At 69.3% G+C, this 19,838-nt stretch carries 19 protein-coding genes; 7 read left to right on the forward strand and 12 right to left on the reverse strand.

Annotation, left to right across the window (positions count from 1 at the left end):
• The first annotated feature begins 1 nt into the window (after position 1).
• Together NWFMUON74_RS01240 and NWFMUON74_RS01245 are read left to right on the forward strand one after the other, a co-directional pair.
• Positions 2–1,366, forward strand: a complete 1,365-nt coding sequence (locus NWFMUON74_RS01240; protein WP_187686187.1) for an NtaA/DmoA family FMN-dependent monooxygenase — start codon at positions 2–4, stop codon at positions 1,364–1,366.
• Positions 1,363–2,496, forward strand: a complete 1,134-nt coding sequence (locus NWFMUON74_RS01245) for an LLM class flavin-dependent oxidoreductase (protein ID WP_187686188.1) — start codon at positions 1,363–1,365, stop codon at positions 2,494–2,496. Before NWFMUON74_RS01240 ends, NWFMUON74_RS01245 begins: the two co-directional genes overlap by 4 nt.
• A 19-nt stretch (positions 2,497–2,515) precedes the next feature.
• On the opposite strand, the gene NWFMUON74_RS01250 is transcribed toward NWFMUON74_RS01245, so the two are convergent.
• The 11 genes from NWFMUON74_RS01250 to NWFMUON74_RS01300 all read right to left on the reverse strand — a co-directional run bounded on the left by NWFMUON74_RS01250 (position 2,516) and on the right by NWFMUON74_RS01300 (position 12,478).
• Positions 2,516–2,881, reverse strand: coding sequence for a VOC family protein (locus NWFMUON74_RS01250; RefSeq protein WP_187686189.1), 366 nt, complete (start codon positions 2,879–2,881; stop codon positions 2,516–2,518).
• 63 nt (positions 2,882–2,944) lie between these two features.
• Positions 2,945–3,529, reverse strand: coding sequence for a hypothetical protein (locus tag NWFMUON74_RS01255; protein WP_187686190.1), 585 nt, complete (start codon positions 3,527–3,529; stop codon positions 2,945–2,947).
• Positions 3,530–3,656: 127 nt separating this feature from the next.
• Positions 3,657–3,863: a DUF397 domain-containing protein gene (locus NWFMUON74_RS01260; RefSeq protein ID WP_342212976.1), complete on the reverse strand. Its 207-nt coding sequence runs from the start codon at positions 3,861–3,863 to the stop codon at positions 3,657–3,659.
• Positions 3,847–4,746, reverse strand: a complete 900-nt coding sequence (locus NWFMUON74_RS01265; protein WP_187686192.1) for a helix-turn-helix domain-containing protein — start codon at positions 4,744–4,746, stop codon at positions 3,847–3,849. Before NWFMUON74_RS01265 ends, NWFMUON74_RS01260 begins: the two co-directional genes overlap by 17 nt.
• Positions 4,747–5,166: 420 nt before the next feature.
• On the reverse strand, positions 5,167–5,541 hold the full coding sequence (locus NWFMUON74_RS01270) for a hypothetical protein (RefSeq protein WP_187686193.1): 375 nt from the start codon (positions 5,539–5,541) through the stop codon (positions 5,167–5,169).
• The gene (locus NWFMUON74_RS01275) at positions 5,538–8,363 is read right to left on the reverse strand and encodes a fumarate reductase/succinate dehydrogenase flavoprotein subunit (RefSeq protein WP_187686194.1); all 2,826 of its coding nucleotides are present in this window, start codon (positions 8,361–8,363) and stop codon (positions 5,538–5,540) included. The genes NWFMUON74_RS01270 and NWFMUON74_RS01275 overlap by 4 nt, the downstream gene beginning before the upstream one ends.
• 25 nt (positions 8,364–8,388) lie before the next feature.
• Entirely contained in the window at positions 8,389–9,150 is a 762-nt protein-coding gene (locus NWFMUON74_RS01280; protein ID WP_187686195.1) for an ABC transporter ATP-binding protein, read from the reverse strand.
• Positions 9,147–9,947: an ABC transporter permease gene (locus tag NWFMUON74_RS01285; RefSeq protein WP_187688842.1), complete on the reverse strand. Its 801-nt coding sequence runs from the start codon at positions 9,945–9,947 to the stop codon at positions 9,147–9,149. The genes NWFMUON74_RS01280 and NWFMUON74_RS01285 overlap by 4 nt, the downstream gene beginning before the upstream one ends.
• Positions 9,948–10,006: 59 nt before the next feature.
• Positions 10,007–11,434: an ABC transporter substrate-binding protein gene (locus NWFMUON74_RS01290; RefSeq protein WP_187686196.1), complete on the reverse strand. Its 1,428-nt coding sequence runs from the start codon at positions 11,432–11,434 to the stop codon at positions 10,007–10,009.
• 36 nt (positions 11,435–11,470) lie between these two features.
• Entirely contained in the window at positions 11,471–11,698 is a 228-nt protein-coding gene (locus NWFMUON74_RS01295) for a 4Fe-4S dicluster domain-containing protein (RefSeq protein ID WP_187686197.1), read from the reverse strand.
• The gene (locus tag NWFMUON74_RS01300) at positions 11,699–12,478 is read right to left on the reverse strand and encodes a GntR family transcriptional regulator (protein ID WP_425303511.1); all 780 of its coding nucleotides are present in this window, start codon (positions 12,476–12,478) and stop codon (positions 11,699–11,701) included. It abuts the gene before it with no gap.
• A 441-nt stretch (positions 12,479–12,919) separates the two neighbouring features.
• Here NWFMUON74_RS01300 and NWFMUON74_RS01305 point away from each other — a divergent pair, with 441 nt between their 5' ends.
• From NWFMUON74_RS01305 to bla, 3 genes are all read left to right on the forward strand, one after another.
• Positions 12,920–14,182, forward strand: coding sequence for an ROK family protein (locus NWFMUON74_RS01305; protein WP_187686199.1), 1,263 nt, complete (start codon positions 12,920–12,922; stop codon positions 14,180–14,182).
• Positions 14,183–14,266: 84 nt separating this feature from the next.
• The gene (locus NWFMUON74_RS01310; RefSeq protein WP_187686200.1) at positions 14,267–14,830 is read left to right on the forward strand and encodes a TetR/AcrR family transcriptional regulator; all 564 of its coding nucleotides are present in this window, start codon (positions 14,267–14,269) and stop codon (positions 14,828–14,830) included.
• Between the two features lie 36 nt (positions 14,831–14,866).
• Complete coding sequence (bla, locus tag NWFMUON74_RS01315; RefSeq protein ID WP_187688843.1) at positions 14,867–15,763, forward strand: class A beta-lactamase; 897 nt, start codon at positions 14,867–14,869, stop codon at positions 15,761–15,763.
• Positions 15,764–15,766: 3 nt separating this feature from the next.
• Here the strand turns inward: bla and NWFMUON74_RS01320 are convergent, their stop codons facing one another.
• A complete protein-coding gene (locus NWFMUON74_RS01320) occupies positions 15,767–17,383 on the reverse strand; it encodes a DUF2207 family protein (protein WP_187686201.1) in 1,617 nt (538 codons plus the stop codon).
• A gap of 77 nt (positions 17,384–17,460) precedes the next feature.
• On the opposite strand from NWFMUON74_RS01320, the gene NWFMUON74_RS01325 reads away from it, so the two are divergent.
• Positions 17,461–18,588, forward strand: coding sequence for a neutral zinc metallopeptidase (locus NWFMUON74_RS01325; RefSeq protein WP_232110783.1), 1,128 nt, complete (start codon positions 17,461–17,463; stop codon positions 18,586–18,588).
• 7 nt (positions 18,589–18,595) lie between these two features.
• Positions 18,596–19,837 carry a neutral zinc metallopeptidase gene (locus NWFMUON74_RS01330; RefSeq protein WP_197986952.1) on the forward strand — a complete coding sequence of 414 codons (1,242 nt, stop codon included), beginning with the start codon at positions 18,596–18,598 and terminating at the stop codon, positions 19,835–19,837.
• Position 19,838: the final 1 nt, after the last annotated feature.

Below are 19,838 nucleotides of genomic sequence, written 5' to 3' on the forward strand. Positions count from 1 at the left end.
GATGTCGAAAAGCAAGGTACGCAAGCAGATTCATTTGGCCGCTCATTTTCCGGGCGTCAACAACACCACGGTCTGGAGCGATCCGGACGCGCACAGCCAGATCGAGTTCGACTCGTTCGTGCACCTGGCCCGCACCGCCGAGCGCGGCCTGTTCGACTTCTTCTTCCTGGCCGAGGGGCTGCGGCTGCGCGAGCACCGCGGCCGCATCTTCGACCTGGACGTCGTGGGCCGCCCGGACACGTTCACCGTGCTCAACGCCCTGGCCGGGGTCACCACCCGGCTCGGGCTCGCGGGGACCATCAACACCACGTTCAACGAGCCGTTCGAGCTGGCGAAGCAGTTCGCGACGCTCGACCACCTGTCCGGTGGCCGCGCCGCCTGGAATGCCGTCACCTCCTCCGACGCGTTCACCGGCGAGAACTTCCGTCGCGGCGGCTATCTCCCGCACGCCGAACGGTATGTCCGCGCCGCCGAGGTGATCGACGCCACCCGCGCGCTGTGGGACAGCTGGCCGGCCGACGCGCTGCTGGTGGACCGGGAGCGTGGTGTGTTCGCGCGGCCCGCGCCCAGCGTGCGCGTCGACAGCAGCCAGTTCGACATCGAGGGTCGCTTCGTCCTGCCGCGCAGCCCGCAGGGTTACCCGGTGCAACTGCAGGCCGGTGACTCCGAGGAGGGGCGCGAGTTCGGGGCCGCGAAGGCCGACGCCATCTTCAGCCGCCACGGTGAACTCGAGGAGGGGCAGCGGTTCTACACCGATATGAAGGCGCGGCTGGCGAAATACGGCCGCGCCCGCGACGATCTGAAGATCCTGCCCGCCGCCACCTTCGTACTCGGCGACAGCCGCGCCGACGCCGAGGAGCGGGCCCGCCACATCCGATCGCAGCAGGTCGGACCGCAAACCGCCATCGCCTTCCTCGAACAGGTCTGGGGCCGTGACCTTTCCGGCTACGACCCCGACGGTCCGCTGCCCGCCGAGGACCCGGTGGACAACGTGGACATCACCCGCGGCCGCGTCCGCCACGCCAAGGACCCGCGTGCGGTCGCGGAGGACTGGCGGGCGCGGGCGGAGGCGGGCAACCTCAGCATCCGCGAACTCATCATCGAGGTGACCGCGCGGCAGCAGTTCGTCGGCTCACCGAGCGAGGTGGCCGCCGAGATCGATCACTACGTACAGAGCGACGCCGCCGACGGCTTCATCCTCGTGCCGCACCTGACCCCCGGCGGGCTCGACGAATTCGTCGCCAAGGTGGTCCCGGAATTGCAGGAGCGCGGCAGTTTCCGGACCGAGTACACCGGAACGACCCTGCGCGAGCACCTGGGTGTGCGCCATCCCCACCAGAGCAGCGAAGGAGTACGGGCGTCATGAGCGTTCCGCTGTCAGTCCTGGATCTGTCCCCGGTCAGCGCCGGGTCCACGCCGCAGCAGGCGCTGCGCAACAGCGTCGATCTGGCTCGGCACGCGGAATCGTGGGGATACCGGCGCTTCTGGCTGGTCGAGCATCATTTCGTGCAGGTCGCCAGCTCCTCCACGGCGACGCTGATCGGGCTGATAGCGGCCGCCACCACCACCATTCGCGTCGGCTCGGCGGCGGTGCAGCTCGGGCACCACACGTCCGCCTCGGTGGTGGAGGCGTTCGGGACGATCGACGCGCTGTATCCCGGGCGGCTCGATCTCGGTCTCGGGCGGTCGGCGCATCGGGTGGCCCAATTGCGTTCCGCCGGTGTGAAACCGGTGCCCGCGCCCATCCGGCCGACGCAGGTCCGCGACGGTGTGGTGATTCCGCCGCCGTTCATCCCCGGGCAGCAGCTCGATACCGCGCGGCTGGCGGCCTCGTTCCAGGCGCTGTTGCTGCCGGGGGCGAAGGCGATCGGCTATACCGAGCAGGTCGAGGAGATCCGCGCCCTGCTCGAGGGGCGCTATCGGACCGCGGACGGTGTTGCGCTGCAAGCGGTTCCGGGTGAGGGAGCGGACGTGGATCTCTGGTTGTTCGGCTCCAGCGGCGGTGAGAGCGCGCAGCTGGCGGGTCGTCTGGGGCTGCCGTTCGCGGCCAATTATCATGTGTCGCCCGGCACGATCCTGGAAACCGTTGCGGCGTATCGGAACTCGTTCCGACCGTCGGCCCGCTACCCCGAGCCGTACCTGGTGGTGTCGGCGGACGTGGTGGTCGCCGAGGACGACGCGACCGCCCGACACCTGGCCTCCACCTTCGGCCACTGGGTCTACAGCATCCGCAGCGGCTCCGGTGCGGCGCGATACCAGGACCCCGACACCGCCGAGCCCCTCACCGAGCAACAGCAACGCCTCGTCTACGACCGCGTCACCACCCAATTCGTCGGCACCCCCGCCGTCGTCACCCGACGCCTCACCGCCCTCCAACAACTCACCGGCGCGAACGAACTCGTGATCACCTCGGTAACCCACCGCCACGAGGACCGGCTCACCTCCCACCGCCTCCTGGCCCGCGAATGGGGGCTGTCGCACGTACGCGCGGCCTGAGCAGCCCGCGGCGCCGCGCTCAGTGGGCCAGGAATTCGAGGCGGTTGCCTACGCCGTCGTGGGTGTGGAAGCGGCGGCGGCCGGGGATTTCGGTCGGGTCTGCCCAGAGGACGGGATAGCCCGCTGCGGTCAGCGCCGCGGCGGTTGTGTCGATGTCCACCATGAATGCCGGGTGGGCCTTTCGGGCTGGGCGGAAATCGGTTTCGATGCCGATGTGAATTTCGCCGTCGGGGCCGCCGAGACCGGGGATTCGGAACCAGCAGCCGCCGCGGGCTGCCAGTGCGGCTGGTTTGGGGAGTTCCGGCCAGCCGAGTATGCCGGTGTAGAAGGCACGCTGGCGGGCTTCGCTGCCTGGGGGACTGCTGACTTGGACGTGGTGGATCATCACATGAGGGTATTCCGGGAAACGGGAGGGGAATGCTTGCACAGCTTGCCGGATTGATGCGGGTCACTCCTCGTCGGCCGCGATGATCTCCAGGACGCGCAGGCGATTCGACGGGTCGAGCAGCAGGGCGGCCGACCACAGGTAGCCGGAGAGCCCGAGGGGTGGTTTGGTGAAAGCGCTCGCGGGCGTGAAGAGGTCGGAGACACCGCGTTCGGGGAGGTAGCGGTAGGTCAGGGCGACCCATTCGTTGCCGCGGGCGTCGTAGATGACGGCATTGGCCATTTCCTCGGCGGTGGGGCGATCGGGCAGCCGGCCCTCGAGCATGATGCGGCGCGGCTCGCCCGAGGCGGTTTCCTCGGGCGTGAATTCCTCGCAATACCCTTCGAAGACGAGCCCGAAGCCCCATAGCGGCATTCCCGTGTGCTTGAGATGCGCCGCACGCAAATGTACGGGATGCATCTCCGATCCGGCGGTCTCCTCGTTCTCCAGCGGCCCCGCGGTGACGGTCATCTCGCCGCCCGCGTCGGCGGCGAACCCGAAGAACATCGGTGCCGAATCCCATTCGCGATGCTGATCGAGCATCCAGTGGGTGAGGTCGCGGATCGCTTCGTCGGTCGGGTAGTGGATGGTGACCGGGCCGGTCGTCACGTCGGCAGGTGTCCTTCCTCGGCTCGTACGAGAACGGCCCTGCTCCACACGCGGTGGGGCAGGGCCGCCCAAAGGTCGCAACGAACTTACTGCGGCGGCTCGAACTTGCCGCCAGTGGTGGGCCGGGTCAGCCGAATCGGCCTGCCGCCGTGCCCGCGACGAAAGCGTCCCACTCGGCGGACTCGAAAACCAGCGCGGGCCCGCTCGGGTTCTTGGAGTCGCGGAGCCCGATATGGTCGCTGTCCAGGAATGCGACTTCCACGCACTCCTGGTTTGCTCCGCTTCGGCTGCTCTTGAACCAGCGAGCACCGGATAGATCAACGCTCACGCGCATACTCCCTTGCCGTCTTCCTGAGCAGATCCCTGCTGGCCTGTGCCGTCAACGCTACACGCCCCAATGCCTCATGGGCGGCGCGATAAGCGCGGACATCCACTTCCTCTTCGTAATACAAAGCGCCCCGATAACTCTCGACGTACACCACCGAAGGTTCGAGGGGCACGCCGTCATCTTCCGTCGCGGAGTCGAGAATGATGAACGGTCCGGTCAGCTCGCCGAGAGGTACACCGGCCGAGTGCGGGAGGATCCTGATGGTGATGTTCTCCCGGGTGCTCAGATCCGCGAGATGGCGCAGCTGGGCGGACATGATCCGTCGGTCACCGATTCTGCGGCGCAGGATGGTTTCGTCCAGAATCGCATTGATCCGCACCGGACTGGTCTTGCGTTTGATCAGGATCTGCCGCCGAATACGCAACTCGACTCGCCGTGCGATCTCGTTGTCCGATTCGTCGGGGTGTCCGGCTCGATACAGGGCGCGGGCGTATTCGGGCGTCTGGAGAATGCCGGGTACCAGCTCCAGGTATGAAGTCATCGACGCGGCCGCCGACTCCAAACCCATGTAGACGTCGAAACTGGCGGGAATGAGATCCCCGTACTGGTGGTACCAGCTCTTGGTATTGCCCTGCTGCGCCAGTCCTATCAATGCCTCCGTGGTCGTCTCGTCCGCCCCGATGACACGGCAGATGGCCTCGACATCGTCCAAACGGATGCGTTCGTTCGACCCGGTCTCCAAACGCTGTACCGAGGACGCACCCCGGCGAATGAGCCGAGCCACCTCGGCGATGGTCATACCGGCCTGTTGCCGCAGGTCGCGCAAGTAGCGTCCGAGCTGGCGCCGGGGGACTGTGGAACCGGACGCGGTGGAGCTGTTTTCGGTCATCGACCCTCCTGCTCTGGATGAGTGGAGCTCAGATTTCGGATGTCACCGCGGGGAACCTCGGATGAATGTGCCGTCGTTCTCGGACCCCACCCTGGCGAAATGGCTCGCTTCGAGTGGATTCCCCGCAAAACCAAATGGTGCGGCCGCCGCTGAGCTGTGCTGACGAGCGTGCTCGAGGGGATCCGCGCAGAGGATTCGATTCCCGAACCCCCTACTCCTTGGGGCCGGGAGCCCTGACCGACGACGAACCGAGGAACCGATGAATCAGCCGACTCGCCCAGTCGCTGACACACCCGGCGGAACGCCGAACAGGAGGACCAGACCATCTTACGTCGAAAATAGTTGCAGCACAGGCAAACCCGAACATGGGTTACCCCTGAGGGAATCGCGGGCTTCGGTCCCGCCGCTGTCGGTACCTGATCAGGTCAGGGCGACCAGCAGCGCGAGAACCGCGAGTGCGACGGACGTCGGAGTCATGACGTAGCGTTCGCCCCGCGAACGCGAGATCGCATTCGGGACGGCGCCGAGTACGCAGAAGGCGAACACGATCCATATGCCGACCGTGGACACGGTATCCGGAACCAGTTCGGCGATTCCGGATCGATCGAGCGCGACCACCGCCATTGCCGCGTAGACAAGCACAGACGATGCGGCGGCATAACGCATACGTGGCGGGAGGCTACCGGGGTGCTGTCCGCCCCAGGTGAAGCGGCCGAGGGGTGCCCCCATGACCAGCGCTATCTGAAAGATAGTCAGACAGGCAAGGAGAAGTACGAACAGGAGCGCCCAGATCATGTCGCGACACTAGCCGGAGGAAGGTCGAGGGTGCGGCGGGCGTAGGCGCGGACGTCGGCGTCGGTGTCGGAGAGGGCGGGGGTGAGGGTTTCGCGGATTGCGGGGTGGGTGGGCCAGGTGCTGAGGGTGAGGACGGCGGCCTTGCGGACGTCGGGGTGGGGGTCGGTGAGGGTGGGGGCGAGGGTGTGGGCGGCGGCTTCGGGGGTGAGGGCCGCGCAACCGCGGGCCGCGCCTTCGCGGACCTGCCAGGCCGAATCGTCCAGTGCGGCAGTGAGAGTGGCGGTGTCGTCGGCGTCGCCGAGTGCTGCGAGGGCAGCCAGTGCCGCGGCGCGGACCAGCGGGTCGCGGTCGGCGGCGAGGGCGCGGACCGTGTCCGAACCGCCGCGGCCGACGGTGGCGAGGCCCTTGGCGGCGGCGATGCGCACCTCGCGGTTCTCGTCGTGGGCGGCGGTGGCCAGGGCGGGCCAGTCGTCCACTGATACCAGTGCGTGCACGCCTTCGATCCGCACGCGGTAGTCCGGATCGACCACCGCCTTGCCGAACAGGTCGGGATCTCCGGACCGCAGCGCCCGCAGCACATCGATGACCGCCGCGCGCACCGAGGGATCGGGTGAGTCGGCGAACGCGGCCAGCCCACGCCCGGCCCCCGCAGTATCCGGCCGGGGGCGCGCTGCTGCCGAGCGAGGGCTTGCTGCCGAACCCGTGCCGTGGCTGTCGGCCCGGCCCGGACCGGGCGGTGGGGTCTCGGTGGTGGCCGGGAGGAGCTCGACCAGTTCGCGGAGTCCGGAGACCGCTGCTGCGCGGACTCCCTGGTCCGGGTCACCGAGGGCGGCGATCAAGGGGTCGGCGAAGCCGTCGGGGGTTTCCTCGGTCAGGACCGCGAGCGCGGTGGCACGCACCTGCGGTTCGGGATCGGTCAGATAGGGCGTCAACTCTCCCACTGTCGGCGCGTCCAGCGCGAGGAGGCTGGCAATACGCGGCGCCGCAACGTCTTTCGCGTCATCGGTGGACGAGTCTGTGGAGCGGTGCGACACCCGCGCAGGGGGCGTGTGGACCTGTGGTGGCCCCGTCACGATCGCAGGTTGAGTGACCGGTTCGACGGCCCCCGTGGACGGCACGGTCGCGAACTCCGGCACCGGAATGAAATACGGTGCGACAGGCCGCTTCAGGAATTCCATCCCGTTCGCGCCCTTGCGCAGGTTGAGGTGGTAGCGCCATTCCGTGTCGTCGCGCTGCGGCAGGTCGGCGCGCTCGTGGTACAGGCCCCAGCGCGATTCGGTGCGGGTGAGGGAGGAGCGGGCCGCCATCTCCGCGCAGTCGCGGATGAAGCTCACCTCGGCGCAGCGCATCAGCTCGTGCGGTGTGGTACCGCCCATTTCGGCGAGGTCGCGGTGCATCCGCTCGAAGGTCTCGACCGCCAGCGACAGCTTGGTCGCCGTCTTCGGCGGCGCGACATAGTCGTTGACGAAACGGCGCAGTTTGTACTCCACCTGCGGCTGCGGCGGGCCGTCCGGGCTGCGCAGCGGCCGGTAGACGAGTTCGTGCGCGTCGGCGAGCTGGTCGGCCGGAAGATCTCGCGGGGCAGGTAGTTCGGCGAGTGTGGAGGCGGCGTGCTCCCCGGCCAGATCACCGTAGACGAACGCCCCGATCATGTAGTTGTGCGGTACGCAGGCGAGGTCACCCGCCGCGTACAGGCCGGGCACCGTCGTGCGCGCGTGTTCGTCCACCCAGACGCCGGAGGCGGAATGCCCGCTGCACAAGCCGATCTCGGAGATGTGCATCTCGATGTCGTGGGTGCGGTAGTCGTGCCCGCGATTGGCGTGAAAGGTGCCGCGGGTAGGCCGCTCGGTGGTGTGCAGAATGCCTTCCAGCGCGGTCAGCGTCTCGTCCGGCAGATGCGTCACCTTCAGATAAATGGGCCCCCGGGCGGATTCGATCTCCCGCTTCACCTCGGCCATCATCTGCCCGGACCAGTAATCGGAGTCGACGAACCGCTCGCCCCGCGCATTGACCTGATAGCCGCCGAACGGGTTGGCCACATACGCGCACGCCGGACCGTTGTAATCCTTGATCAGCGGGTTGATCTGAAAGCATTCGATGCCCGACAGCTCCGCGCCCGCGTGATAGGCCATGGCGTAGCCGTCACCGGCGTTCGTCGGATTCTCGTAGGTGCCGTACAGATATCCGGACGCGGGAAGCCCGAGCCGTCCGCACGCACCGGTCGCCAGAATCACCGCCTTCGCGCCGACGGCAACGAATTCGCCCGTGCGCGTGTGCAATGCGGCCGCGCCGACCGCACGGCCGCCGTCGGTGAGCACCCGCACCGGCATGAGCCGGTTCTCGATGCGGATCCGCTCGCGCATCTTCCGTTGCCGCAGCACGCGATACAGCGCCTTCTTGACGTCCTTGCCCTCGGGCATCGGCAGTACGTAGGAGCCGGACCGATGCACCCGGCGCACCGCGTACTCGCCATAGGCGTCCTTCTCGAACTTCACGCCGTACCGCTCCAGCCGCTGCACCATCGCGAAGCCGCGGGTCGCGGTCTGATAGACGGTGCGCTGGTTGACGATTCCGTCGTTGGCCCGGGTGATCTCGGCGACGTAGTCCTCCGGTTCGGCCTTGCCCGGGATGACGGCGTTGTTGACCCCGTCCATGCCCATCGCCAGCGCACCGGAGTGCCGCACGTGCGCCTTCTCCAGCAGCAGCACGTTCGCGCCGTGCTCGGCGGCGGTCAGCGCGGCCATGGTGCCGGCCGTGCCGCCGCCGATCACCAGTACATCGCAGTCGATGCGGGTGGTTTCGGACAGGTCGGGGATATTCATCAGCACATGCTCCGGAGGGAAGGGATCAACGCACGGACGCGGTGAAGTCGCCCGAGTAGTCCAGGGCGGCGAGCACTTCGGCGCGCACGGCGGATCGGTCGACGGTGGTTTCGCGGGGGCGGGGCACGTCGAACAAGGCCCGCAACGGCTGCGCGGCCCGGCCGAGCACGGCGATCCGGTCGCCGAGCAGCAGCGCCTCGTCCACGTCGTGGGTGACGAACACGACGGTCGCCGGATGGGCCTGCCAGGTGTCAACCAGCAACCGCTGCATGGTCGCCCGGGTGGGTGCGTCGAGCGCGCCGAACGGCTCGTCCATCAGCACCGCGCGCGGCGCCCCGGCCAGCCCGCGGGCCAGCTGCACGCGCTGCCGCATGCCGCCGGACAGGCTCTTGGGCAGGTAGTCGCCGAATCCGGTGAGGCCGACCTCTTCGATCCAACGTTCGGCGCGCGCCCGCCGACCGGCCCGCGGCTCGCCGCGCAGCTTCAACGCCAGTTCGATATTGGAGCGCACGGTCCGCCACGGCAGTAACGCGTTGTCCTGGAATACCATCGCGCGGTCGCGGGACGGTCCGGTGATCTCGATGTCGTCGGACAGCACTCGCCCGGAGTGCGGTGGCAGCAGTCCGGCCAGCGCCCGGAGCACCGTGGACTTGCCGCAGCCGGACGGACCGGTGAGTACCAGGATCTCGCCGGGCCGGATCTCGAGCGTCAGGTCCCGCACGACCGGTGCACCGGCATAACCCAGCTCGATGCGGTCCAGCCGCAGGCCCGTCGCGTCGCCGCTCATTTCGCTCCCTCCGAGACGCGGGGCAGCCAGCGGGTGCACCGGCGGCCGAGCAGTTCCACCGCGGCGGAGGTCCCGAATCCGAGCACGCCGATGGTGATGATGCCGACGAACACGGCCGGGTAGTCCACGATGGTGTACGCCTGCCAGGTCCGGTAGCCGACACCCAGCCGCCCCGAGATCATCTCGGCCGAGACCACGCAGATCCACGCCACTCCGATGCCGACCGACAGTCCGCTGAACACACCGGGCAGGCTGCCGGGCAGCACGACTCGCGCCAGCACGTCCCAGCGGGTGCCGCCCTGGGTCAGCAGGGACTCCTCCCAGATGGTGGGCAGCGCGCGCACCGCGTGCCGGGTGCTGACCATGATCGGGAAGAAGGCGGCGAGGAAGGTGATGAAGACGATACCCGCCTCGTCGGTGGGGAACAGCAGGATCGCCACCGGCACGATCGCGATGGCCGGAATCGGGCGGGCCAGCTCGGTCAGCGGACCGACGATGTTCGAGAACACGCGCGAACGGCCCAGCGCCACACCGGTACCCACGCCCAGCGCGGCGGCGAGCGCGAAGCCGCTGAGAATGCGGATGAGGGACTGGCCGAGGTCCAGCCAGTACGTCTCGGTGCCCAGCTGACGTCGCAGCGCGTCGAGAATCTGGGTCACGGTCGGCAGCGTGTCGAACCGAACCCAGAGTCGAATGTCGTTGGCGGTCAGCAGTTGCCACACCACGATGGCGGCGACCACCGACAGCACGCGAACCGTTCGCGCGCGCCAGCGCGTTACCCCGGCGGGAACCGTCATGTTTTCCGGCGCTGCCCGTTCCGGCACGGTCGCGGCATCGAGTTGCACGGTGGAAGCGCTCATGGCCGCACCTCGCCGACGGCCTGCTCGTAGGACAGCTGTGTGCTGCCGGGGTGCGCGGTGAGGTAGCGCTGTGCGGCGGCCGGTGTCGTGAAGGGCAGGTAGGTGTCGCCGGTGCGGACCCACAGGGCCTTGTCGGCGAACCAGCGGGTGCCCAGTTCGGCATCCGGGATGTAGGCCGCGCGCACCTTCCTGCCCTGTGCGCGAGCCTGTTTCACCGCGCGCAGCAGGGCGGTCGGGTCGGCGGCCGGTTGCGTGGTGTCGAGGCCGTCCAGCCACAGCTCACTCGCCAGCGCCGGATCGGTGGCGGGACGGTTCGCCACCGGGTCGGTCCCCGAGATCGGCGCGGGGTTGGCGAAATTGCCGACCGCCGCGTTGTAGTCGAGACCGCGATCGGCGAAGACCTTCCGCAGCGGCCCGTCGTCGACGAAGCCGTCGATGTCCAGGTCGGCGAAGTCACCGATCGACTTCAGATACGGCACATCGCCTTTGAACGCCTGAATGAGCTGCGGTTTGAGCGGCGTATCGAACGAGGTGCCACCGGGGCCGTTGTAGAGGTACACGACCTCCTGCGGCAGCCCCGAGCCGTCGGCCACCAGCTTCGCCGCTTCCAGGGGACGCTGGTGCAGGAAGTCGGTGGCGTCCAGCTGGGCCTGGAGGAAGGCGTCGAGCACCTCGGGATGCCGGTTCGAATAGTCGCGGCGGGCTACCACGCCGTGGAAGGTGGGCACGTTCAGCTCCGCGCCGTCGAACAGCAGCTTCGCCTTGTCCTGGAAGACGAGCAGGCCCGGCCACGCCACGAACTGCGAAAGCGCCTGCACCTGACCGGATTCCAGTGCCGAGGCACCGATCTGCGGTTGCTGGTTGAGCACCTCGACGCCCGATTTCGGGTCGATCCCGCTGCGGCTCAACGCCTGTCGCAGCAGGCCGTCGCTGGCCGAGCCGACACTCGACGACACCTTCTTCCCGGCCAGGTCCTGCAGCGATCGCACGGGCGAATCCTTGTTCACCACGATCATGTTCAGCGAGCCGCGCGGCTGGTAGCCCGTCACCGAGACGAATTCGGTGCGGGACCGTTCGTTGGGCTGCGTCCGCGAGCCGTTGATCAGCAGCGGATAGTCGCCCATCGAGCCGATATCGATCTTCTCCGCCACCATCTGCGCGGTGATCGGGGCGCCGGTGTCGTAGTCCTGCCACTCCACCTGATATTTCGTCCCGCCGTCCGCGGTGAGCTTCGACAGGCGCTGCTCCAGGAAACCCTTGGCGCGCAACAGAGTTCCGGCGGTGACGGTGTTGATGGTCTTGGATTGATAGCCGACGACCACCTTGACGGTGTCGCCGGAGGCGGCTTGCTCCAGCGAGCAACCCGCGGCGACGAGCGCCAGCACGGCGGCCACCGCGGTGAATCGGGCACGACGGTACTTCATGGGTGTTCCTCGAACGGTGGGGCCGCGGTGGATATCTCAGCGCAGCAGGTACGGCATGTTCACGGTGACGGCGCCGGTGGGGCAGCGGGCCGCGCACGGGCCGCAGTACCAGCACTCGTCGACGTGCATGTAGGCCTTGCCGTTGTCGGGGTTGATCGCCAGCGAGTCGAGCGGGCAGATCTCCACACACAGCGTGCATCCCTGGATGCACAGCGATTCATCGATCGTCACGGGGACATCGGCGCGCTGACCGACCAGAGCCATTCAGATCAACCTCCAATCGGGGCTGTCGACGGGGCGAACAAGGCTGCCGCGCATGGTGATTCGATCACCGCGCAGCCGGATGTACTCGAGATCGACCGGACGGCCGTCCTCGAGCTTGGTGAGCCGTTCGAGCAGCAGCAACGCGCCGCCCTCGGGGACCTGCAGGGTGGCCGCCGAATGGGCGTCGGCGGTGATGGCCTCCAGCACCAGATCCGCCGAGCCGAGCGGGCGGCCGTCGAGCTGCTCGATCAGCGCGAAGATGTCGTTGGTCTCCAGATCGCGGGCGAGCACCTGGTCACCGATGTCGGGTACCAGGTAGGTCAGGTCCAGGCTGAGCGGGAGGTCGCCGAGGTAGCGCAGCCGCTCGAGGTACACCGCCGGTTCGCCGGGCTCGAGCCGCAGCCGGCGCGCCACCGCGGGCGGCGGGGCGATCCGGCGGGCGGCGCGCACCTCGTTGCGGACCTCGCCGTGCTCGCGCAGCGTTTCCTTCAGGCCGCGCAGTGCATCCAGGCCGTGGTCGTACTTGCGCTGTGCCACATGGGTGCCCACCTTGGGGGCCCGCTCGATCAGGCCCTCGTCCTTGAGCAGGGCCAGGGCGTCGCGGACCGTATTGCGGGAGACGTCGAATTCGGTCGCCAGCTCCGCTTCGCCGGGCAGCGCGCGATCGAAGGCGCCGGAATGGATTTGCTGGCGCAGTACGTCGGCGACCTGACGGGCGCGGTCCGCGCGGCGCGATGGCTGCGGCGTCACCTCGTCTCCTTTCGCCGTTTGACCTGCGATAAGTGACTGTAACGGCGGTCCGCGGCGAGGCCGGGCGATCGCTTCCGGGCGGTAGTGGCGGCGGGGACTATCCGCCGCCCGGCGAGCGCGGCGTACTGCTCGAATCACGGTGATTTCGGCCATTACGCCACCTGGGCCACCTGGTGCGGGAGTTCGAATCAGGGTGAGTCAAATGGATGCAGACCACCTGGTCTGGCATCCGCGATACATGGGATGTTAGCTTTGATGGCATGTCCTCCAGCCGACCGAATGCCGCCCAGGTCACCTATGTGACCGTCGCGCTCGGTGTGCGGCTGCCGCGGCAGCGGGAGCTGTGTTGCTCCCTGCCGCGCAGCTGAGAACCGCCGCTCTCGTTTCCGAGCCGGGCCCTTCTCGCTGCCTTGTTGCTGTTCTCGTTCGACCTGTCCCGGGTACACCCGGGACCACAGCAAGGATCCGCACATGACGAGCCCCACCCTCGAGCGACAGTCCGCCCAGACTCTCTCCACCCGGGTCGCCGCACCCCGCCCGGCCGTCCCGCCCGAACTGCGCATCGCCGACAACCCGGCCGCCGCGGTGCTCCGGGCCGCCACCCGTGGCCCCATCTTCCGCGACAGCGCCGCGCAGACAACGGGTTTGAGCATAGCGACGGTGAATCGCCAAGTCTCCGCGCTGCTTTCGGCCGGACTGCTGCGGGAACGCGCCGACCTCACCGCCTCCGGCGCCGTCGGGCGGCCGCGGGTGCCGTTCGAGGTCGACACCGATACCTACGCCACCCTCGGTGTGCACATCGGCGCCACGGTGACCCGCATCATCGCCGCCGATCTGTCCGGGCGCATCCTCGGCGGGCTGGAGATCGCCACGCCGCAGGCCGGGCCGGAGGCCGCGCTCACCATCATCGCCCGCAGTGCCAAGGCGTTCCTGGATCGGCTGCCGCGGCGGCGGCCGCTGTGGACCGGTGTCGCGCTGGCCGGTCGGGTCGATCCGGCCGCCGGTGTGGTCGATCATCCGCGGCTGGAGTGGCGCGCCGCGCCGGTGGCGGCGGTGTTCAGTACCGTGCTCGACCTGCCGGTCTCGGTGTCGGCGCACGTCGAGGCCATGGCTGCCGCCGAATTGCTGCTCGGCCCCGGCGAGGAACAGCGGCCCGGCTCGAGTCTGTACGTGTACGCCCGGGAGACCGCGGGTGTCGCCGTGACCCTGCACGACCGGGTGCACACCCCGACCAACGGCCCCGGCTCCATCGCGCACCTGCCCACCGGCTCGGATGTGGAATGCCAGTGCGGCCGGCGTGGCTGCTTGGAGGCCACGGTCGGCGAGGCGGCGCTGCTGAGCCGTGCGGAGCGGGCGGGCATCGTGCCCAAGCGCGAGGCGCCGCGGCGCCCGGTGATCGGCGACCTGTACCGGGCCGCCGAGTCCGGGTCGGAGCCGGCGCGCGAGCTGCTGCTCGAGCGGGCCGAAATCCTCGGGCACACAGCGGCTCTCGTCCGCGACATGTTCAACCCGGACCGAGTGGTGCTGGGCGGCCAGGCCTTCACGGGCTACCGTCCCGGAATCGACCACGTCGTGCGGGCTTTCACCCAGGGCACCACACTCCCCCCGGCGGACCTCCGCATCAGCCGCTTCGGCGGCCGCGTCCAGGAACACGCCGCCGCCGTCACCGCCCTGAGCGTCTTCTACGCCGACCCCCTGTCCGCCATGCGCCGCAGCATCCGCACCACCCGCTGAAAATGCCCCGGGGCGGGCGGGTTTCATCCACAGCTAGACTAAGTGGAAGAAATTCGTCCAGTTTCTCTTCGGGAGGTGACGGCTGTGGCCGATCAATTGCGGGCCGATGCGCGCAGTAATCGCGATCAGATTCTGGCGGCGGCGCAGCTCGTGTTCCGGGAACAGGGCGTGGATGTGCCGATGAAGGAGATCGCGGATCAGGCCGGGGTCGGGGTGGGCACGCTGTACCGGCGGTTTCCGGATCGTGGGGCGTTGATCAGCGCGGCGGCGCAGGCGTATACGCAGGCGCTGGCGGATCTCGCCGCCGCGGCGGCGAAGGAGGAGGCGGGTGCGTGGCAGGCGCTGCGCCGGTTTCTGCGCGAGTGCGCGGAGTTGCGGCTCGGCGCCACGGCCGCGGCGATCGAGCCCGCGCTGCACGCCGACATCAGGGCCGATCCGAACCTCACCGACATTCGCGCGAGCGTTGCCGAGCAGGTAGCCCGGCTCACGGCGCAGGCACAGGTCGACGGGGAACTGCGCACGGATGTGGATGCCCAGGACATGGCGCGGCTGATGACGCTGCAGATCCACGTGCGCCCGGACGAGTCCTACGAGCAGGCCGTGCGCCGGACGATGGACATCGTGCTCGACGGCCTGCGTGCCCGATAGTGTGCTGCGGTGACCGAAGCACTCATCGGCCGCCGCATGCTGCTGCGGGGCGCGCTGGCGTTGCCGCTCGCGGCATGCGCCGACACCGACGCCAACACCACCACCGCCACGCGGGCCGACCCCGTCGCGGGCACCCGCGTGGATCCGGCGGCCGCCGAGGAGTTCTTCGCCGGGCTGGAACGCGAATACGATGCGCGCCTGGGTGTTTACGCCTTGGCGACCGGGACGGCGGTGGCGCTGGCGTATCGCGCCGATGACCGCTTCGCGTTCTGCTCGACGTTCAAGATGCCCGCGGTGGCGGCGGTGCTGCGGCAGCGTGCGCTGTCCTACCTCGACACCGTCGTGCGTTATACGCGGGCGGAGGTGAACTCGATCTCGCCGATCACGCAGGACCACATCGACACCGGCATGACCGTGCGCGAACTCTGCGACGCCGCGATCAGATACAGCGACGGCACGGCCGGAAACCTGCTGATGCGCGATATCGGCGGCCCCGCGCAGCTCACCGGTTTCCTGCGCAGCCTCGGTGACACCGTCGGCCGCATGGACCAGTACGAACCCGAACTCAACAGCGACCCGCCCGGCGACCCGCGCGACACCACCACACCGCGCGCGATCGCGGGCGTCTACCAGCAGATCGTGCTGCGCGATGCCTTGTCGCCGGAAAAGCGCGCGCTGGTGAAGGATTGGCTGCAGCGCAGCGCGACCGGCGCGAACACCATCCGCGCCGGGGTGCCGGGCGACTGGACGGTGGCGAACAAGACCGGGCACGGCGACTACGGACGCGCCAACGATGTCGCCGTGGTCTGGCCGCCCGCCGCGGCGCCGCTGGTTCTCGCGGTCATGACCGACCGCGCCGGATTCGACGCCGCGCCGCCCTACGCGATGATCGCCGAGGTCGCGAAATACGCTGCGGCCCAGCTGCATCGGTGACGGTCACCGGCCGCCCGCGAACAATCCCTCCAGGGCGGTGATGAAGTAGGGGAAGTGGCCGGCGAACCGGTGCAGGTTCTGGTCGCGGTCGAAGCCGCCGAACCAGTACAGCCCCGGCTGACGGTCGGCCGCGGGATTCAGATCACGGAAGGCGCGAATCCAGTTGTCGGCGCGGCCGCCGACGACGGTGAACGGCAGCGCGCGGGAGAACACCAGCTCGCGATCGGCCGGTGGCACCCGGTCGGCGGTCAGCGCGTCGAGGCCGCGCTGCAGTGCGCGGACCCGGCCCGCCAGCTCGCGGCCCGTGGCGGTGCGCACCGGCAGATAGCGAGGCAGCAGCAGCGCCGCCACCCCGCCGAGTGCGATCGCCACACCCACCAGCGCGTGCCCGCCGCCGATCGCCAGCGCGACGGTGGTCGCGACCCCGGCCACCACCAGCACCACGCCCAGCCAGAACGCCGGGCCGCGCCGGGTCCGATCGATGAGCGTGCCGCGCGCCAGGGCGTCGTCGCGCAGCGCCGCGCGCACCGGCTCGCCGCTGACCCGCCCCGTACCCCGCAGCTCCGACACGAGGACCGACTCCGTGCCGTCGGGCAGCAGGGCGCGGTACACCGCCTTCTCGTAGTCGCGCAGTTGATCGTCGGCGGGATTCACGCGGTTGATCCGCCAGTCCGAATCGCCGACCGGCGTCACCCACAGGTAGCGCCGCACCGCCAGATCCACGACGGTGGCGGCCAGGTCGCCCGGGTCGGCGGACCCGTCCAGCAGCAGCCCCGCCTCGCCCGGCAGCACGCCCTCCGGTGACGCGAACTGGACCTGATTTCCGTTGCGCTGCACCGGTTCCAGGGTGTCCTGCCCGGTGAGCGCCGCCGCGTCCTGGCGGCGCGACCACGCCACATACCCCCCGGCAGCGGCGAGCGCGGCCAGCAGCACCCCGAATGCGACGAGCACCGGCGCGGTGATTGCGAAGGCGCTGGGCTCGTCGCCGGTGATGTCGGCGTTGGCGGGCACGGTGCCCGGCGGCATCTGCAGGGTGAGGTCGATCAGGTCGCCCTTGTTCAATCCCTCCTTGTAGAGGGTCAGCACGCCGTCCGGCTCCACCCGCACGTCGGCGCACGGCTGCGCGCTGCCCGCCGGGCCGATCTTGCAGTCAACGATGCCCATCTCGTAACTCGGGCTGATCACCGACGCCGTGATCGAGGCGACGTCGGTGTTGAGCACGCCGCTCCAGCGGAACAGCTGGGTGCCGGCCGCGTCGTTGACCGTGTTGTGCACGACGTAGCGGTACGAAGATTCGCCGGGCTGCGCGTCGATACTGAACCGGTCACCCTCGACCTCGGCCGTGCCCGCGCCGGTGGCGGAGATGTCGGTGACGCTGAAGCGCCGTTCCCCCTTGTCCTTCAGCGCGACCCGCAGCGGCACGGCCATGTGGAACTGGCCGCCCGGCGGCACCCGCACCGTCTCGGCCACCTCGAGCAAGCCCTGCTCGCTGAGTTTGATGTCGGCATTGATCGTCACCCCGTCGACCGGCTCCTGCGCCTGGGCCGCGGGTACGGCGGCGAAAGCTCCCGCCAGAACCAGCAACAGAGCGCCCAGGGCGCCCCCCCGAAAGATCAGCATGGGGCCTTAGCTTAGACAGCTTGCTATCCTGCGTCAGCGGCTGTCGAGTACGGGAAAGAACCAGGGGGCGCGGGGGAGTGAGTCAACCACCCTACGGATACGGACCGGTGCCGCCTGCCCACCGGCCGGTGCCGCCACCGTACGGGCCGCCGCCCGGTTATCCGCCGCCCCGCTACGCGCCGCCGCCCGGATACGGCCCGCCGGGCTATCCGCCGCCCGGGTATCCACCGCCGGGATACGGTGCGCCACCGCCGATTTCGGGCTATCGCCCGCCGCTGCCGCCCCCGCCGCCGTACGGTCCGCCGGGGCGTCCGCCGCAGCGCAAGCGCGGGGGCGGATGGGGTGTGTTCCTGATCGTGCTGATCCTCATCGTCACCAGTGGACTGGTGCGCGCGGCCATTCGCACCGGGGTGCACGTCGCCCACTCCGGCGACCAGCCGAGCTACACCTATGCCCCCACCACTGGGAAAAATGCGTCCGGCACAACCGGGATCGCGGCGACCGACGCCAATCCGCTGTTGGCCGAGCCTGGTTCGCCGCTGAGCCCCGCACGGTGCGGTTACGCGCCGTGGAGCACACAGGTCGACGCGGCGCGCAAGTTCTTCGAGAGCGCGGCGGGATGTCTGGAGCAGGCGTGGCGGCCGGTGCTGTCGGCGGCGAACCTGTCGTTCACGCCGCCGAAGCTCAGCGTCACCGCGACCACGGCCGGGATCAGTACCCCCTGCACCGGCAGCAGCAGCAATTTCGCGGCCTTCTACTGCGGCGCGAACCAGACCATCTACATGCCGATCAGCCAGCTGCAGACGGCGATGTTCAAGGACCACTGGGAGATCTACCTGTCGGTGTTCGCGCACGAGTACGGGCATCACGTGCAGGCCCAGTCGGGAATCCTGTCGGAGGCCAACAAGCAGCGGCGCGCGGCGGGTACCAGCAGTGCCCGCGGGCTGGAGCTCTCGCGCCGGGTCGAACTGCAGGCCAACTGCTTCGACGGGATGTTCCTCGCGGCCACCGCGGGCGGCGGCTCGCTGACCTCCACGCAGACCGGCAACACCCGCGAGGACGCGTACGGCCGCGGCGACGCCGCCGGCGATATGCGCGACCACGGTTCGGCGCAGCACATGGGCGACTGGTGGACCACGGGCTTCGAGCAGAACCGGACCTCTCAGTGCAATACGTTCAAAGCCCCTGCGAGCCAGGTGAGTTGATGCGGTCATGACCCAGCCTCCCGGATACCCGCCGCCGCCCGGCTCGCAGCCGCCGGGCCGTCCGCCCTACGGCCCGCCGCCGGGGTACGGGCCACCGCCGGGGTATGGACCACCGCCCGGGTATGGACCACCGCCCGGGTACGGTCCGCCGCCGGGATATGGGGGACGTCCCCCGTACGGCCCGCCGCCCGGTGGGCCGCGCCCGCCCTACGGTCCGCCGCTGCCGCCGCCGGGCTATTACGGACGGCCCTATCCGCCGCCGCGTTCGGGTGGCGGGGGAGCGGTCGGCGCGGTGCTGGCCGTGCTGCTGGTCTTCGGTGTGGTCGGCGCCCTGGTCGTATTCGCCACCGTCAACTCCGGCAGCAGCCATCCGTCGAAGTACTCCTACGACACCCCCAGCTACACCTACGCGCCGCCGAGCTACACCACCTCGGCCGCCGCGCCGACGACGACCGCGCGGACCAGCGCGGCGACCACCTCGCGGTCCAGCACCCGCACCGCCACGACGTCGTCGAAACCCGCTGGGCCGCAACCGGTCAACGCGACCGGCGACAATCCGCTGTTCCGCGACGCCGACTCCGGACTGATCAATATCGAGTGCGGGTACCCGCGCTGGGGCGCCACGGTCGCCGCGGCGCAGGCGTTCTTCGACGCGGCCCGGACCTGCCTGGACAACATGTGGAAGCCGGTGCTGCAGGGGGCCGGGCTGCCGTTCTCCAGCCCCACGGTGTCGGTCCCGGCGCGCTCGGCCAATGCCAGCTCGCCGTGCACCAGCTCCGGCGGCAACTTCGCCGCGTTCTACTGCTCGACCAACCACACCATCTACATGCCGCTCGACACCATCCAGGTCGAGGACTACGGCGACGACTCGGTGATCTACCTGGCCGTGTTCGCCCACGAATACGGCCACCACGTGGAGGCGATCAGCGGCGTGCTGGGCAAGGCGCACCGCGACCGCTACAACGCGGGGCCGACTTCGGCACAGGGACTGGAGATCTCGCGCCGGGCGGAGCTGGGCGCGCAGTGCTTCGGCGGGATGTTCATCGGGTCGTCCAATCACGTCGGGACGGTCAGCCTGGACCAGGCGCAGCGCACCATCCGCGACAACTACAGCCGCGGTGACGGCAAGGGTGACACCAGAGACCATGGCAGCAAACAGCATTACGGCTCCTGGTACGAGCACGGCTACATCAACAACCGCACCCAGAAGTGCAACACCTGGACGGCGCCGTCCGCCGACGTGTCCTGAA

Source organism: Nocardia wallacei, assembly GCF_014466955.1.
GTDB lineage: Bacteria > Actinomycetota > Actinomycetes > Mycobacteriales > Mycobacteriaceae > Nocardia > Nocardia wallacei.

What these genes read in the sequence shown, in the direction of transcription:
- NWFMUON74_RS01260 (WP_342212976.1), bottom strand. Translation starts at nt 3,863, where the DNA reads ATGCGCGTGAGCGTTGATCTATCCGGTGCTCGCTGGTTCAAGAGCAGC.
- NWFMUON74_RS01305 (WP_187686199.1), top strand. Translation starts at nt 12,920, where the DNA reads ATGACGAGCCCCACCCTCGAGCGACAGTCCGCCCAGACTCTCTCCACC.
- NWFMUON74_RS01330 (WP_197986952.1), top strand. Translation starts at nt 18,596, where the DNA reads ATGACCCAGCCTCCCGGATACCCGCCGCCGCCCGGCTCGCAGCCGCCG.
- NWFMUON74_RS01270 (WP_187686193.1), bottom strand. Translation starts at nt 5,541, where the DNA reads ATGATCTGGGCGCTCCTGTTCGTACTTCTCCTTGCCTGTCTGACTATC.
- NWFMUON74_RS01250 (WP_187686189.1), bottom strand. Translation starts at nt 2,881, where the DNA reads ATGATCCACCACGTCCAAGTCAGCAGTCCCCCAGGCAGCGAAGCCCGC.
- NWFMUON74_RS01265 (WP_187686192.1), bottom strand. Translation starts at nt 4,746, where the DNA reads ATGACCGAAAACAGCTCCACCGCGTCCGGTTCCACAGTCCCCCGGCGC.
- NWFMUON74_RS01275 (WP_187686194.1), bottom strand. Translation starts at nt 8,363, where the DNA reads ATGAATATCCCCGACCTGTCCGAAACCACCCGCATCGACTGCGATGTA.
- NWFMUON74_RS01320 (WP_187686201.1), bottom strand. Translation starts at nt 17,383, where the DNA reads ATGCTGATCTTTCGGGGGGGCGCCCTGGGCGCTCTGTTGCTGGTTCTG.
- NWFMUON74_RS01285 (WP_187688842.1), bottom strand. Translation starts at nt 9,947, where the DNA reads ATGACGGTTCCCGCCGGGGTAACGCGCTGGCGCGCGCGAACGGTTCGC.
- bla (WP_187688843.1), top strand. Translation starts at nt 14,867, where the DNA reads ATGCTGCTGCGGGGCGCGCTGGCGTTGCCGCTCGCGGCATGCGCCGAC.
- NWFMUON74_RS01290 (WP_187686196.1), bottom strand. Translation starts at nt 11,434, where the DNA reads ATGAAGTACCGTCGTGCCCGATTCACCGCGGTGGCCGCCGTGCTGGCG.
- NWFMUON74_RS01240 (WP_187686187.1), top strand. Translation starts at nt 2, where the DNA reads ATGTCGAAAAGCAAGGTACGCAAGCAGATTCATTTGGCCGCTCATTTT.
- NWFMUON74_RS01280 (WP_187686195.1), bottom strand. Translation starts at nt 9,150, where the DNA reads ATGAGCGGCGACGCGACGGGCCTGCGGCTGGACCGCATCGAGCTGGGT.
- NWFMUON74_RS01245 (WP_187686188.1), top strand. Translation starts at nt 1,363, where the DNA reads ATGAGCGTTCCGCTGTCAGTCCTGGATCTGTCCCCGGTCAGCGCCGGG.
- NWFMUON74_RS01295 (WP_187686197.1), bottom strand. Translation starts at nt 11,698, where the DNA reads ATGGCTCTGGTCGGTCAGCGCGCCGATGTCCCCGTGACGATCGATGAA.